This is a genomic window from Streptomyces sp. NPDC041108 (genome assembly GCF_055592645.1).
Genome location: NZ_JBVIYK010000022.1, coordinates 1 through 14,871, shown reverse-complemented (window position 1 = coordinate 14,871; position 14,871 = coordinate 1). Strand labels below are relative to the sequence as shown.

10 protein-coding genes and 3 pseudogenes are annotated in these 14,871 nt (G+C 69.4%); 10 read left to right on the top strand and 3 right to left on the bottom strand.

Annotated features, from left to right (window positions below):
- The first annotated feature begins 37 nt into the window (after positions 1 to 37).
- The 3 genes and pseudogenes from hisD (at position 38) to ACZ6BB_RS37400 (ending at position 3,059) form a co-directional block, all read left to right on the top strand.
- Positions 38 to 1,345: a histidinol dehydrogenase gene (gene hisD, locus ACZ6BB_RS37410; RefSeq protein WP_471619580.1), complete on the top strand. Its 1,308-nt coding sequence runs from the start codon at positions 38 to 40 to the stop codon at positions 1,343 to 1,345.
- A gap of 97 nt (positions 1,346 to 1,442) precedes the next feature.
- Positions 1,443 to 1,862, top strand: a pseudogene (locus ACZ6BB_RS37405) (SDR family NAD(P)-dependent oxidoreductase); the annotation flags it as partial.
- Between the two features lie 1,017 nt (positions 1,863 to 2,879).
- Positions 2,880 to 3,059: a hypothetical protein gene (locus ACZ6BB_RS37400; protein WP_471619579.1), complete on the top strand. Its 180-nt coding sequence runs from the start codon at positions 2,880 to 2,882 to the stop codon at positions 3,057 to 3,059.
- Here the strand turns inward: ACZ6BB_RS37400 and ACZ6BB_RS37395 are convergent.
- Positions 3,058 to 3,587: pseudogene (locus tag ACZ6BB_RS37395) on the bottom strand (transposase family protein); the annotation flags it as partial. The gene ACZ6BB_RS37400 and the pseudogene ACZ6BB_RS37395 sit on opposite strands and share 2 nt — an antisense overlap.
- A gap of 25 nt (positions 3,588 to 3,612) precedes the next feature.
- On the opposite strand from ACZ6BB_RS37395, the pseudogene ACZ6BB_RS37390 reads away from it, so the two are divergent.
- The 4 genes and pseudogenes from ACZ6BB_RS37390 to ACZ6BB_RS37375 form a co-directional block, all read left to right on the top strand.
- A pseudogene (locus ACZ6BB_RS37390) lies at positions 3,613 to 4,149 on the top strand (transposase); the annotation flags it as partial.
- Between the two features lie 149 nt (positions 4,150 to 4,298).
- Positions 4,299 to 4,604, top strand: coding sequence for a hypothetical protein (locus ACZ6BB_RS37385; protein ID WP_471619578.1), 306 nt, complete (start codon positions 4,299 to 4,301; stop codon positions 4,602 to 4,604).
- A 374-nt stretch (positions 4,605 to 4,978) separates the two neighbouring features.
- The gene (locus tag ACZ6BB_RS37380; protein WP_471619577.1) at positions 4,979 to 5,158 is read left to right on the top strand and encodes a cupin domain-containing protein; all 180 of its coding nucleotides are present in this window, start codon (positions 4,979 to 4,981) and stop codon (positions 5,156 to 5,158) included.
- A 98-nt stretch (positions 5,159 to 5,256) separates the two neighbouring features.
- The gene (locus ACZ6BB_RS37375) at positions 5,257 to 6,039 is read left to right on the top strand and encodes an alpha/beta fold hydrolase (protein ID WP_471619576.1); all 783 of its coding nucleotides are present in this window, start codon (positions 5,257 to 5,259) and stop codon (positions 6,037 to 6,039) included.
- Between the two features lie 607 nt (positions 6,040 to 6,646).
- Here ACZ6BB_RS37375 and ACZ6BB_RS37370 read toward each other — a convergent pair.
- Entirely contained in the window at positions 6,647 to 7,126 is a 480-nt protein-coding gene (locus tag ACZ6BB_RS37370) for an ATP-binding protein (protein WP_471619642.1), read from the bottom strand.
- Between the two features lie 1,444 nt (positions 7,127 to 8,570).
- Between ACZ6BB_RS37370 and ACZ6BB_RS37365 the strand changes: the two genes are divergently transcribed.
- Positions 8,571 to 9,029 (top strand): Mu transposase domain-containing protein, encoded by a 459-nt coding sequence (locus ACZ6BB_RS37365; protein WP_471619575.1) that lies wholly within the window; start codon positions 8,571 to 8,573, stop codon positions 9,027 to 9,029.
- On the opposite strand, the gene ACZ6BB_RS37360 is transcribed toward ACZ6BB_RS37365, so the two are convergent.
- Complete coding sequence (locus ACZ6BB_RS37360) at positions 8,941 to 9,255, bottom strand: hypothetical protein (protein ID WP_471619644.1); 315 nt, start codon at positions 9,253 to 9,255, stop codon at positions 8,941 to 8,943. The two genes, ACZ6BB_RS37365 and ACZ6BB_RS37360, sit on opposite strands and share 89 nt — an antisense overlap.
- A gap of 236 nt (positions 9,256 to 9,491) precedes the next feature.
- Between ACZ6BB_RS37360 and ACZ6BB_RS37355 the strand changes: the two genes are divergently transcribed.
- Both ACZ6BB_RS37355 and ACZ6BB_RS37350 read left to right on the top strand, forming a co-directional pair.
- A complete protein-coding gene (locus ACZ6BB_RS37355; RefSeq protein WP_471619574.1) occupies positions 9,492 to 13,214 on the top strand; it encodes an nSTAND1 domain-containing NTPase in 3,723 nt (1,240 codons plus the stop codon).
- Between the two features lie 460 nt (positions 13,215 to 13,674).
- Positions 13,675 to 14,436, top strand: a complete 762-nt coding sequence (locus tag ACZ6BB_RS37350; RefSeq protein WP_471619573.1) for a ribosome-inactivating family protein — start codon at positions 13,675 to 13,677, stop codon at positions 14,434 to 14,436.
- Positions 14,437 to 14,871: the final 435 nt, after the last annotated feature.

Here is a 14,871-nt window from a genome sequence, read left to right as displayed (position 1 = left end):
GCGAAACACCCCCGAAGCATCCGAGAAAGGCGCCACCGTGGCGAAGACGTTTCTGAAGACCGCCGTTTCCGAGGAACAGGTCACCGTCGATCTGAACGCCGTGCGCGCCACAGTCACCGACGTCATCGCGGACATCCGCGAACGCGGCGACACGGCAGTGCGCGAGTACTCCGAGAAGTTCGACGGATGGAGCCCGGAATCCTTCCGACTGTCACCGGAGCAGATCGAGGAGATCGTCTCCTCGGTGCCCGCCCAGGTCATCGAGGACATCCGCTTCGTGCAGGAGCAGGTGCGCACGTTCGCCCGCCACCACCTCGACTCCCTGGGCGAGTTCGAGGTGGAGACCCTGCCCGGCGTGAAGCTCGGTCAGAAGCACATCCCCGTCCAGGCCGCGGGCGCCTACATCCCCGGGGGCCGCTACCCGCTGACCGCCTCCGCCCACATGACCATCGTCACGGCCAAGGTCGCGGGCGTGCCCCGGGTCGTCGCCTGCACCCCGCCGATCCGCGGCGAGGTCCCCGCCGCGACCGTCGCCGCCGCGCACCTGGCGGGCGCCGACGAGATCTGGCTGCTCGGCGGTGTCCAGGCCGTCGCCGCGATGGCCGCCGGTACGGACACCATGCGACCGGTGGACCTGATCGCCGGGCCGGGCAACGCGTACGTCGCCGAGGCCAAGCGGCAGTTGTTCGGCGAGATCGGCATCGACCTGTTCGCCGGCCCCACCGAGATCCTGGTGCTGGCCGACGCTGATGCCGACCCGTTCATCTGCGCCGTCGACCTGCTCTCCCAGGCCGAGCACGGCCCCGACTCCCCCGCCGTGCTGATCACCACCTCCCGCGAGGTGGGCGAGCGGACCATCGCCGAGGTGGAGCGGCTGCTGCCCGGCATGCCGACGAAGGACTTCGCGGAGCCGGCGTGGCGGGACCACGGCCAGGTGATCGTGGTGGACTCCGTGGACGAGCTGTACACGCTGGCCGACGAGTTCGCGTACGAGCACGTGGAGGTGCTCGCCGCCGACCCGCGCGAGGCACTGGAGCGAATGACCCAGTACGGTGCGCTGTTCCTCGGCGAGGGCACCTGCGTGTCCTTCGGCGACAAGGTCATCGGCACCAACCATGTGCTGCCCACGCGCGGCGCCGCCCGCTACACCGGCGGTCTGTGGGTCGGCAAGTACCTCAAGACGGTGACCTACCAGGAGGTCACGAACACCGAGTCGCAGGCCCTGCTGGGCCGACTCTGCGGCCGGGCCGCCCGGATCGAGCTGTTCGAGGGACACGCCCGGTCCGGCGACGTACGGGCCGCCAAGGCCGCGGGAGACGAACTGCCCTGGGCGGTGCGGGCATGACCACCCTGCCCCTGCGGGACCGTACGGCACTGGTCACCGGCGGAGGGGGCCCGCTCGGACGGGCCTTCTCGCGCTCGCACAGGCCGGGGCCCGGGTCATCCTCGTCGGCCGCAACGCGCAGGCCCTCTCCTGTGCGGCTCGCCGTGTGGCCATGGAGGGTGCCACGGCCCGCACCGCGGTGTGCGACGTGTCGGACCCGGCGTCGGTCACGGCACTCACGGACACGCTCGCCGAGGAGGACATCTCCGTCCTGGTCAACAACGCGGGCGTCGCGGGCCCGGTGAAGCCTCTCACCGAGGTCGAACCCGACGAGTGGGACGGGGTTTTCTCCGCGAACGTACGCGGCGTCTACCTGATGTGCCGGGCCTTCCTTCCCTCGATGATCGGGGCCGGCCGCGGTGACATCGTCAACATCGCCTCGGTCAGCGGCAAACGCCCCCTCCTCAACCGCACCCCCTACACCGCCTCCAAGATGGCCCTGCTGGGCCTGACCCGCACCCTCGCCGCTGAGGTCGGACCCAACGGTCTCGCCGTCAACTCCCTCTCCCCCGGCCCGGTGCGCAGCCCGCGCATGGACCGCAACTTCCGGCTGGAGGCCGAACTGACGGGCAGCACACCGGAGGAGGCCGAGCGGGCTTTCGCGTCACGGCGCCCTGGGCAGATTGGTGGAGGAGGACGAAGTGGCGAAGGCCCTGGTGGCGATGCTCGCCATGCCCGGACTCTGCGGCGCGGACATCGACCTCTCCGCCGGCATGATCGCCCCCTCGTGACCCACGGCTCCGGCCCCGCCGTACGTAGTCCTGCCCGACGCGGAACGCATCGTCCTCAACCTGCACCGGGGCCTACGCCGAGACCACCGGCCACCCCTTCGACCTGCCCCAGGCACTCACCGACGCGATCACCTGCAACTCGCACCCTCCTCCACACCCAGGTCTGACCGGCGTCGGCCTACCACACTGAGCGAAGAGAACTGACGGGACGCTGAAGAGGCGATGGACGTCGGCGCGGGTCGCCGGCGGCAGTCCGGCCGGTGGATCACCCGTCAGGGCCACCGGCCACACCGCCGTACAGCCACAGCCCTTCCTGAGTGGGTGTGGGCCCGCTCATGGCCGCCGCCCGCAACCGGCAGTACTCCCTCAACGGCGAACTGGCCGAGCCCGGGATCTACGCCGGGACCCTGTCCATCCCAGCCTTCATCACCCGGCGAGACAGCCGCCACGATGATGCCAGACACCATCGGCCCGCTCGTCGACCCCGACGACCTCGCCGAGCAGTACTGGGACCTGTACACCAACCGCGACCACGTCGAGCAGATCCATCCCCCGCTCCAGGCCGGCTGACATACCCCGGAACCCGTGAGGGGCCCTCCCAAGGACACCCCGGGAGGACGGCAAGCGGGCTGAGAGCCCCTCGACACGCACGACTTGACAGGGAACAGACCCGGTCGGTGTAAAGCTTGGCTTCCCCGTGCTTCCACACGGCCGTGGCTCCCCTCCCGGATGCGAGGGGACCCACGGCCGCCGGCGCTGGAACCATGAAGGCCAGCGCTACCTGGTCGGACACCATCGCGTTCGGGATGGTCGCGATTCCTGTCGCCCGACTGCCGCTGCTGACCAAGCACACGATCACAGTGGCGGGCTTCATCGAGCCGACGGGTGTGGTTCCGATCAGCTACGACCGGGCGTACTACGTCGCTCCCGCAGCACGGACGTGATGATCGTGGCGTAACGGTGGCGACGGCGCAGGGCGAAATCGTCCACGCCGATCACCCGCGGGTCCGCCTGCTGCGGCAGCGGCAGGCGTCGCAGATGGCGCAGTGCGGTGCTGCGGAAATCGGGCACGGCCAGCAGGCCGGCGAGGCGTGCGGCCGCCCGGCCGCATAACTCCCGCGCCACCTGGGATATCAGCCAGGCAAGCCGCACCGTGCGGCGCTGATGATGCTCCGGCAGCCGGGAATCTGCTCGCGGAAGGTCTGCCGTCGGCAGCCCAGGGTCAGACATGCCAGCCGCCGTACGCGCAGGTGGACGACGACCTGGCGTCCGCCGACCGGCACGTCCGTCACCGTCCGGCAGTGATACCAGTGCACCTTCGCCGTCGGCGTCCGGCACACCGGACACGGCATCGCCGCATCCCGAGTGCGAGCCGTGATCACCGCCGCGTCACCACCGTCCGCCACGTCCTCGACGACCAGCACCGACAGCCCGGAAAACACCGTGCTGACAAGGGAGTTGACATCCATCACGAGATCATGATCAGGGGCGGTTACCCGGCGTCACCACCGACTACGGGACAGAGCCGCTCGTTTGACAGGCCCCCTGCACGAGATCAGGGAACTGGGCTATACCGGCAGTGCCAACCTGCTGGTCCGCTACCTCAATCAGGGCCGCGCCGAAGGCGACCGCCCCATGACAACCCCCCGCCGCCTCGCCCGGCTCCTGCTCACCCACCCCGAGCACCTGTGGACCAGGGACACCGACCTGCTCGGCCTCCTCACAGCGGCGTGCCCTGAGATGACCGCACTCGCCCGACTCACCGGCGAGTTCGCCGCGTTCCTTACCCCGGCCCAGGCCAACGAGGACACGCTCACCCAGTGGATCGCCGCAGTCCGCACCGCTGGCCTGCCACACCTGCACAGCTTCGGCAACGGCATCGAACTCGACCGCGCCGCCGTGAACGCCGGCCTCACCCTGCCCCACCACAACGGCCGGACCGAGAGCTTCAACACCCGAATCAAGAAGATCATGCGTCAGATGCACGGCCGAGCAGGATTCGACCTCCTCCGTCACCGCATCCTCCTGCAATGAGGAGAACGCACCGTCACCACTGACTGCGGACACCAACCCTCCTCGGATGGACGCCCCGGAGTGCACCGGCGATACCAGCGGCTTAGCTTCGCAGTGCTGTGCCGCGGGCCGTCCGGACGCGGCGCGTCCAGGCGGCGAAGGGAACCTCCATGGCAGTCGTGATGACCTTTTCCTGGCCCGAGATCACACCTGACGTGTACGACGCGGTGCGCAAGAAGGTGCGCTGGGAAGACGACGCACCGGAGGGGTGCGTGCTGCACGCCGCCTGGTTCGTCCACGGCGGCCTCAACGTGATGGACATCTGGGAGTCGGAGGACCACTTCAACCGGTTCATCCAGGCCAGGATCGCCCCCGTGCTCAAGGGCGAACTGGGCGTGCAAAGCGACCCCGAGCCGAAGTTCTACCCCCTGCACCGGCGCTTCGTCGCCCCCGGGGTCAGCGGCGCCAGCTCCTGAGGTACGCCTTGCGCGTGAGGGGCCTCGTCAGGGATGCCTCCTCGGCCTTCACCCCGCAGAACCGCACCGACGCCACCGCCACGGTCTTCGCAGACTCCGATTGCGAAGACGTCACGGTGCGCTCGGTGACCTTTCCGGGGCCGGCCTGAAAAGCGAGGCACACTGCCGCTCCACGAGCGAAGCGAGGCAGCAAAGACAGGGACAACCCGCCAGGACACGCCAGTCGCAATCAAGGGCGGAGGCGTCGAACCCCGTACACGAGCGTTCGGCGGAGGCATGTCCGTGGCCTTTGTGTACCTGCCTCAGGGGACGGATCCGCGGCTGGCCCTGAAGGGGCTGACCGATGATCTCTGTCAGTGCCTCACTGGGGGTACATGATCAAAGGCCGGCTGAAGATGGTGACGAAGGACGGTGAGGATGTCTACGAGGCGGGACAGGCGTTCTGCCGGCCGCCCGGATACGCGCCCGTGGCCCTTGAGGACTGCGAATGCGTGGACTTCTCCCCGGCAGATGAGTTCACCTTGGTCATCGACCACATCACGTCGCAGGGCTGAGCCAAGCCTTCGGCAAAGGGCGCTGGCGTGCGCCGGTCGGCGGGTGTGGATGCCCGTCCGAAGCGCGCAGAAACCACCCATCACCGTACGATACCGACATGTCGAACATCCAGCTCGTCAGCAGCCGTCGCGGCAGCGGCCCGACCCTGGTCGTGATCCGCCAGCTGGACCGGGGGGGCTGGGCACCCGTCATAGACCTGCTTGCTCGCGAACGCGAGGTCGTGGCCGTCGACCTGCCGGGATTCGGCGACAGCCCACCGCTGCCGGACGGCACCCTCCCCACCGTCCACGCACTGGCTGCCGCGGTCGCCAGGTGGTTCTCCACAGTCGGCCTCACTCGCCCGCCCGTCGTCGGTAACTCGCTCGGCGGGGCCGTCGCACTCGAACTCGCCCGGACGGGTGCCGTCAGCAACGCTGTCGCACTGTCCCCCATCGGCCTGTGGACCAGCCCCGAAGCGGCCTATGCCCTCGGCTCGCTTCGGCTCGCGCGCATGATGGCGGAGAGCCTCGGGGGGCGTACGGCACGAGTGACCGGCCATCCGCTGGGCCGCACACTCGCCTTCTGGCAACTCGTCGCGCGGCCCCGGCAGATGACAGCACAGGCAGCCGACGGCGCCCTTCGCAACCTGGCCCGCTCACCCGGCTTCGAAGCCACCCGCCGGGCGGCCCACAACTACCGGCTCCGTGGCTTCGCCCCCGGTGTCCCCGTCACCGTCGCATGGGGCACCCGCGATCTGCTGACACCGCTGCACCAAGCACGCCGCGCGACTCGGCTCCTGCCCGGGGCTCGTCATCTCCGGCTACACGGCTGCGGGCACTCCCCCATGTCCGACGATCCCGCCCGCGTCGCCCACCTCCTGCTGTCCGCGCGCAGCAGCTGAGGCGGACCGGGACGGCCTGGGCCTTCGGCTCGGCGAGACCGGCAGCGCCTACCGCTCAAGCCGCCCACAGACGAGGTGGCCGCGCTTCGCGTACCGACGCTGGTGCTGGCGCGACGCTGTTCGAGCTGTCTCGTTCAGGCGGTGACGACCTCAGGCGCGATAGATGCTGCGGCCACCGCATGGCCTGTGACCTGCTGGTCGTCCAGGAGTCCAGGCCGAGGGCGGTCATGAGCTGGTCGGCCTGCTGGCGGGCCAGCACTTTCAGGATGTCGGGCATCTCCATCTGTACGGGCCAACGTCGCACACACATCGGCGAGCAGCTTCTCCACGGAATCAGAGATCACAGACGAAGCCTGTCCACGCCTCCTGACGGTTTCGAACGCAGATAATTCACGAACGACAAAAGAGCCCCACCCAGCGGCTCTTCGGCTCCGCCTCAGCCTCCTTCCACCTCCGACGTTCACTCTTTACTCCTCATGCCGGATCGCCCCTGATGCGCGGACGCCACCCGGCCGGTGTGCAGCTGGCGGCCAGGTACGGAGTGCGGGTCGGTGTTCCGCGGGGTGCCCCGTGGTGCCGCACGCTGACCTGTCCTGCGTTCTGCTGGCTACAAAGCCGTGCGATTTCGCCAGATGGCCGGATCCGCGTCGAGGTTGTCGGAGAGGGCGATGCCGGCGGTGATGCGTTTGCCGACCGGCTCGCGGTGCACCTCGAAACTCTGGGCGACGGCCATGACGATCTCCAGGCCGTGCTGGCCCACGCGGCCGGGTTCCGCAGCCCGCGCCAGGGGCAGGGACGGGCTGCTGTCCCACACGGTCACTTCCAGCCTGGCACCGGCAACACGAAGCTCCAGCAGGGCGGGCCCGGGGGCGTACTTGCGGGCGTTGGTGACCAGTTCACTGACCACCAGCTGCGTCACGTCAGTGGCCCGCGCGGAGACCGGCAGGCCGTGATCGGCCCGCACGCGGCTCAGAAAGTCGGCCGCCAGATCGCGCGCCTGAGCGATGCAGGAGAAATCCCCCTCAAGGGCTGCGGCCGTCTGCAGCGCAGTCGTGGCTCCCGTCGCATCGCCCTCACCCTCAGGCATCTCACCTGCTGCCACGGCCGAGAGGGGGTCGGGGAGTACACCGGGCAGCCGACGCCTGGCCCTGCCCGCCGGGAACGTACTGCTCTTCCCGCGCCGGTGCAGGACGGACGGTGCCTGCGGCTCGGCGCGGCGCACGACGGCGTGCACCGCCGGCCAGGCACTCATCAGCGCCGCAAGCAGCGCAGCAGAAACGACGAACAAAAGGACGCGAGCCCACGCCGGTTGGCTGGAGATGGCGGCCGTGGCGGCCAGGACGCAGAACAGCAGCAACGCTGCTGCCGTGAGCAGACGCTGGTGCGGTCGTTGCTGTCTCATGCGCTGCCACCCGGGCCGTGACGGGATTGCCATCCTCATGATCGGCGTCTTCCTACCGTAAGACACCGGTAGACGGCTTTTGCCGACCCCTTGTGAATGGCTGGTGAAACAACCGATGGATCCCGCCCTGACACCTGGCCTGCCTGCCCAGCGCGCCCACCGGCCCGACAGGGCACCGGCGGCTCGGGCTCCAGCTGTGCCGCTTCGGCTACCCGCTTGTACTTGGCACGTCTCTGCCCGCCCATCTCAGCATCGGACTCTCCACCCAGACCCGCGTCGAAGAGGTCTGCGAAACCGCGACCGCTGCCAGGCCACACAACGCAGCCTGAAGAAAGACGAGAAGGCGGCGTTCGACCTCCCCAGGCTTCCCGCCGCACACTCGTCAGCCTCCGACGCATACCCCCGAACACGGGTTCCATGCCGGTAGTCGTAGCAGGTCCACTGCCATGCGCTGCGCCACCGCGCACGGCATGCGCACTCCGCCATCCGGCCCCACCCTGGTAGACGGCACCCTCGGCTGCACAGGCCGACCATCCCCCGGGAGGCCCTGTGATCCTGCTCGCCCTGCTCGTGCCCGCCCTGATGACGGCCTTCCTCTTCGCCATGGACGCGCTCGAGAATCTCCTCTTCCCCCGCCCGACAGCGACACACGACACGACGTGACAGCAGCCAACCGACGCGTCCGTCCCGTGACATCCAACAGGAGCCCATCCAGCCGCCCTCCGGTCAGCTCCAGGTAGGTCTTGCCCGTGGTCCGGCGACGGGCCCCGGTCGCCGCGCGCCGGCCGAACTCACCGCCGCCCTGGCCTTGCCCGATCCCTGATGCCGCCCGCACGGCCCCGGCGGCCCGTCGGTCTCACCCCGCCCCGACACACGGCACGCGGGGCGGCCACGCGGGAGCAGCCGGCTACCGCCGACTCCCCACAGGCCGGCAGGGCCGAGACCGGCGCTGGGCAGTGTGTCGACGTGTCTAGCAGCTCAACGTCACGCTGGAGTGCGCTCTCGGCCCGCTTCTGCGGCCTGGCTCTGCTGCCGAGCAACAGGCTGCGGACGCCCCTGGCCCGAGTAGTCCGGCCTGTGAGCGAACGGCGAAGACGGGCTGAACGAGCCGCCCCGATGGCCGTGCTCGGTGCCGTCGAACCGCCCCCTGTTGCCGCTGCCGCCCACCCTGTTCACCCTGGCCCGCTGGTCAACTGCCGTGGTCGGCCCGGACATCCACATCAAGGTCGGCCGCACTCTCTACTCGGTGCCCTGCAAGCTGATCGGCCGCAGGGTTGACGTCCGCTCCACCACCACGATGGTGCAGGTCTTCCACGACGGCGGCCTGGTCAAGACCCATACCTCCCTTGAACAGGGAAAACGCACCGACAAGAGCGACTACCCGCCGGAGAAGATCGCATTCCAGAGTGGCAGGGGTGCGAGCTGTTCGAGGGCGTCATCGGCCGCAGGTCACCGCTACCGGGTTCGCAGGTTCGTCTACCGGGCCGGAGGACCGTCGATCACCCCGCTCGGTCCGGCTGGTTCCTCGCCATCCCGGTGCGCATCTCCGGAATCATCGAGCGCGAGACGGCGGCGGTGGAAGTCGTAGCCGCGGTCGGTGTCCTGGTTTTGTCGCGGTCGAGCCGGTTTCGGTGAAGGTGCTGTTCAGCGGCCTGTTCCAGCATTGCTCGTGCGGATTTCGTCTGGCGCATCGCGGTCTTCTCGTCGAGGCCGAGCACCTCGGCGAGGTGGAGCGGGTCCGGACCGTGGGTCAGGGCCTCCTCGAGTTGACGGTCGACGCGTTGCCGTTCCAACGTCGCGTCCTGCCCGCGCATCACGGCGCTGATCCAGTGGTTGCCGGCGCGGCTGGTCTTCGTGGCGGTCTGGTTGTTGATCAGTGGGTGGAGATGCGCGGTACTCGGGCCGATGACAGCTCATGGAGCCGAGTGTCACGGCCTCTGCGAGCCGCTGGAGAACATCACAGGCAGGATGGGTTTTCGCTCGAGGGGGGCGAAAAGTACCTTGGGCTGCTGATCAGCTTGTTCTTCTTGTATGCGAAAGAGGCTTTGCGGTGGGGCGTCCCGAACTACCGGTCGACCCGGAGGCCGGTCCGGTGCAGCGACTCGCCCATGATCTTCGGGAGCTGCGCCGCTCGGCGGGGGGCGTGTCGTACCGGACCATGGCGAAGAAGGCCGGCTTCTCGGTGACGACGCTGGCCAAAGCGGCGAGCGGCGAGCGGCTGCCGTCGTTGGCCGTGCTCCAGGCGTACGTCCAGGCGTGCGGCGTTGACCCCGCTCCGTGGGAGGCACGGCGGGCGGAGGCTGAGGCGCTTGCCGGGGACGAGAGGCCCGAGGATCCCGAGGCCGCTCCCCCCTACCGTGGCCTCACACGCTTCGAGCCGGACGACCGTGACCTGTTCTTCGGCCGGGACCGAATGGTCGACGAGCTGAGCGAGCTGACGTGCGGGTCCTCGTTCGCCGTGGTGTTCGGGGCGTCCGGCAGCGGCAAATCATCCCTGCTACGTGCCGGTCTGGTTCCCCTGCTGCAGGAGAGGATCGCGCAGCAGGGACGCAAGGCGGTGTTGCGGATACTCACTCCGGGAGCCAGGCCCGCCACCACCTACGGACATCTGTTGGCGCCGGAAGCCGACGATCCGGAGTGCTGGGTGGTGGTGGATCAGTTCGAGGAGGTCTTCACTCTCTGCCGCGAGCGCGCTGAGCGGGACCGCTTCCTCGACCTTCTGCTCGCCGCGCGAGATCCGGGAAGCCGACTGCGTGTGCTCATCGCCGTCCGGTCCGACTTCTATGCGCGGTGCGCCGAGCACCCGCGACTGGCGGAGGCGCTGCACGGGAGCGGGCTGCTGGTCGGTCCCATGACCGCGGACGAGCTGCGTGATGCGGTGATCGGTCCCGCGCAGGCGGCCGGGCTCATTGTTGAGCGGACCCTGACGGCGCGGATCGTCGAGGAGGTGCTCGACGAGCCCGGCGGACTGCCGATGCTGTCCCACGCCCTGTTGGAGACCTGGCGGCGGCGCAAGGGGCGGATGCTGACCCTGGCCGCGTATGAAGCAGCCGGTGGGGTACGGGGCGCGATCGCGGCCAGCGCCGAGGAGGCGTACGGGGAACTCTCACCGGCGCAGGCGCGCGCCGCCCGGCATCTGCTCCTGCGGATGGTCGAGCCCGGCCAGGGCAACGCCGACACGCGCCGCCCGCTCAGCTGGGAGGAAATGGCCGGGTGGGAGGACACCGACGTGCGGGCCGTCGCCGGGCGGCTGACCCGGGCCCGGCTGCTGACCACCGACGACGACGGTGTGCAGCTCGCCCACGAGGCGCTCATCACCTGCTGGCCGCGGTTGCGCGAGTGGATCGAAGCGGACCGGGAGCGACTGCGCCACCACCGGCAGCTGACCGACGCCGCCCGCACCTGGCTGGAGCATGACCGCGACCCGGGCACGCTCTACCGGGGCACCCGCCTGGCGCGGTCCGAGGAACTGTTCGCGGGTGACGACCGCAGCTACGACGGTCTGACGTCCGAGGAGAGGGCCTTCCTGGTCGCCTCGGCGGAGCAGCGGGCGGCGGAGGAGCGGGCCGCCACCCGGGCCCGGCGCCGCAGCCGTACACTCACGGCCTCGCTCTGCGCCGTACTGGCGGTGGCCCTGGTCGTCGGCCTGGCCGCCGTACGACTGCGTCAGGACAGCGAGAAGCAGACCACCGACACGGCGGCCCGCCGGGTGGCCGCAGTCGCCGACGCCCTGCGGGGCACCGACCCGCGCACAGCGATGCTGCTCGGCGTCGCCGCATGGCGCCTCTCTCCCCTGCCGGAGTCCCGCCGCGCCCTGCTGGGCGCGCTGGCCCAGCCCGAACTGGGCAACTTCACCGACCCGGCGCCCGGCGACACCCCGGACCGGTTCCTCGACACCTCCGGGCGCACTCTGCTCAGCATCAGCGGCAACACCTGGCGGACGTGGGATGTGGACACGCACCGCCGTATCGCCTCGGGGTCGGTACCTCGCGGGACGGTGGTCGCCGCGGGTCCGGGCGGCCGGGTGCTCCTCATTTGGACCGCTGCCAGGACCCAGCGGCTGTGGGACACCCGAACGGGGCGCTGGGTCGGGGACCCGTTGCCGTTGTTCGGGTACACCGTGGGCTTCGGGGCGAGGGGTCGTCATTATTGGGTGAGGACCCGGGACGGCCGGGCTCGGCTCTACTCCCTCACCGACGGCCATGTCGTCTTCCGGACCCCGTCGGCCCGCGGTGGAGAGCTCGTTCACGCTGCGGCCGACGACGACCGACTGCTGGCGGTCTGCCCGCGCGGCCGGTCCCCGCAGGTCTGGGACACCTCCACGCGCACCGTGCGGCGCGGTGCCTGGACCAACGCCCGCGGCGTCTGCGGTGAAGGCTTCCTGGGCTTCACCGGCGGCCGGCTCCTTTCTCTCACCGAGGACCGGGCGCGTGTGTGGGACACCACGTCAGGACGACAGCTCGCCGACGTCGCCCACCCGGGTGCCGATTCCGCCGTCGTGAGCGCGGACGGCTCTTTTCTGGCGACCGGCGGCGGCCAGGAGATCAGAGTGTGGCGTCTGCCCACCGGCGGCGCTCCCGTTTTCCGCCACTCCTTGGCCAACGCGTCGCTCTTCGGTCTCGCCTGGGACTCCTCGCGGCCCCTGCTGCGGTACCTCGAAGGGGGCACGGTCCACACCCTCGATCTCACCACGACGCTCACCCGAACCTGGCGCACGAGTCCGCTCACGGGGGTCCGGCTCAGCCCCGACGGCAGGATGCTCGCCACCGCCGAGCGTATCGGTGACCGCTACGTCTTCCAGCTGCGGAACACGCGCAACGGCCGTCTGCTGCGAACCCTGCCGACCCCGTCACTTCCCGTCTTCAGCACCGGCATACCGACGGTCCCCGCGGACATCATCGAGCCTTTGCTGTCCTTCAGCCCCGACGGAGGCATGTTCGCCTATGGGATCTCCGTCCCCGGCTGGAACGTGGTGTCGCAGCGTCTGACGGTGTGGGACGTGACCGCCGGACGCGCGAAGACCACGGTGGACCTGGCGACGGCGTCCGCCATGCCGCCGGACGCGATCGCCCTGGGACCGGGCGGCCGTACACTCCTCACCGCCCGTTTGACCGACGACGGCATCGTCAACGAGACATGGGACACCATGCGGCGGCGGAGGACGGTGCGCCTCCCCGGCCCGGCCGGCAACCATCTGGCCGTCAGCCGGGACGGTGGGCTCCTCGTGACCGACAACCGTGTCGTCCGAGCAGGCCGGTCCCACTCCCATGACCTCGTCCAGCGCGACAGCATCGAGGAAATCGCCTTCGCTCCCGACGGCTCCAGACTGGCGGCCGGCGACGGGACAGGGCGGGTGGCTCTCTGGGACGGCGCCCTCCGGCACCGAGCAGGCATCCTGAGGAACGTCCTTCTGGGGCCCGTCGATCAGTCCTCCGACTCAGCCGAGGCGATCACGGCCCTCGCCTTCAGCCCGGACGGCAGCACGCTCGCCGTGGGCGGCAACGCGGGCACCCTCCAACTCTGGGACACCGCCACCCAGCAACCTCTCGGTCCTTCTCTGCCCACCTCCGGTGAGAGCGTCGACACGCTCGCGTTCAGCCCGGACAGCACCCGGCTGTACGCGGGCGGCGAGCACGTCCCGCTCCAGCGGTACGTGGTGGATCCTGACCGAGCGGTGTCCCTTGTCTGCTCCCGTGCCGGGAACAGGGAACTGACCCGGGCGCAGTGGCGCACCTACGTTCCGGATCGGCCGTACCGGCGGATCTGCTCCTGACCCTTTCCACGGATCACGAAAGTGGCCGGGCAGTCTGTTTCCCACTGCCATTGCCTGACCGCCGCCGCCATCACTGCGACAAACGTGCGCGACGCCGGCGTGCGGCGAGGGCTTCGGCCTGGCGGCACGAAGAGGCGGGCAGGCGTCGAGCAGGTTGCCGTGCTCCGGTGGCATCCTGCACCAACGTGGTCCGCCAGATGTTCCTCACGGTGCCGATACCGAGCCGAGCTGCGCGGCGAACTCCGCGACCCGTCACTCGCGCGCACCGCACGTGCCCTTCGTCGAGCCGTCGGGGTGAAAGCCGGTGAACAGAATCGGGGAGACATGTCAATCTACATATGGACAAATAACGTGAAACTCGACCCTCCGGAGTTGTATGCGGCGGCAAAGGGGGCCTGCCAAACAACCTCCCGGCAGTGAGCGTGGGTGAGATTGCTGCACTTCGAACAACCGGAGCACCATGCCCACCAGCGTCGTCATCGTGGTCGCCTTGTCCGTCCTTCTCGGATTCCTGGTGATGGTGCTGCCCACCGGGGACGCCGAGAGATCCGGCTCGACGGCCGACCATGCGACGACCAACCCAGAGACCGTCGCCGGCAGGGAACACATCGACTTCCCGCAGGTCCACTGGAACATCAGCCGTGGCTCAGGCGCCTACCTGTCCATGCTCGGCCAACTGCGGAACCTTGCCGAAACCCCCGCCCCCGGCCGCCACACACCCAACACCGACGCCGGAATGAACCCCGCCATAACCGACAACACAGACAACCGGCGGTTCGCGGACGTTGTGATCAGCAGCGACAGCGAAATCCCCACGGTGCATGCGGTCGTACGGCTCAGCGACTTCCACGTCGTGCGGTTCTTCTCCGACGACACTCCGTCGCACGGCTTCGCCCTGGACCTCTCCCCCGAGGTCCGCAAGGACGACGTCACCGATGACGACTGGTTCGTCGGCAAGGAGGGCTACAGCTCCCTCGCACGCGTCGCGAACCAGCCGCTGACCGCCATCAATCTGAGCGCGTCCGGCCTCGAAGACGGCCTTGGGAATCTCGGCATCCGCGGCACCGACCGCACCGCCCAGGCGCGCGGCATGCTGCGCTACCTCATCGCCATCACCGAGGCCGCCCGGTTCCACCCCGTCGCCACCTGCATCGCGAAAGGCGCGGACAACAGGTCCGACGTCTTCCTCACCGAACAGCAGGTCAGCGTGATGCGCAATTAGGACTTGTCCAGTCGATCACGTGGCTACTGCACGTTCGGGTCGTTGATGTGGACATGAGGCGGGGTGATCTTGCGGATGTCTAGTGGAAACGGTTGCGGCCGGATCTGCTGCTCAGCAGTAGGCGTTTCGCATGGTGGAGGTCGTCGGCAGGTGGCCGAGGGGATTCGGCGTCGGGCAAGGAAGAGCCTTCCGTGGCCTGACCAACCCGGTAGCGGCGGTCGTCCGCGTCTCCTCACGAGAGCGGTGTGAGCCTTTCCATGGGACGGACAACGAGGTGCGAGGGACGACAGCGCGTGGCGAGGGAGCAGAGCAGGGGGGGCGGTTCTGCCGGAGCGGGTCGGACGGTGGGCCGGCTGGGGGCGGTGTGTGCCGTGCTGTGGTTGGTCGTCGCGGTCCTGGCGGCGCGGCAGATCGCGGTTGTGTTGCGCACGCCGA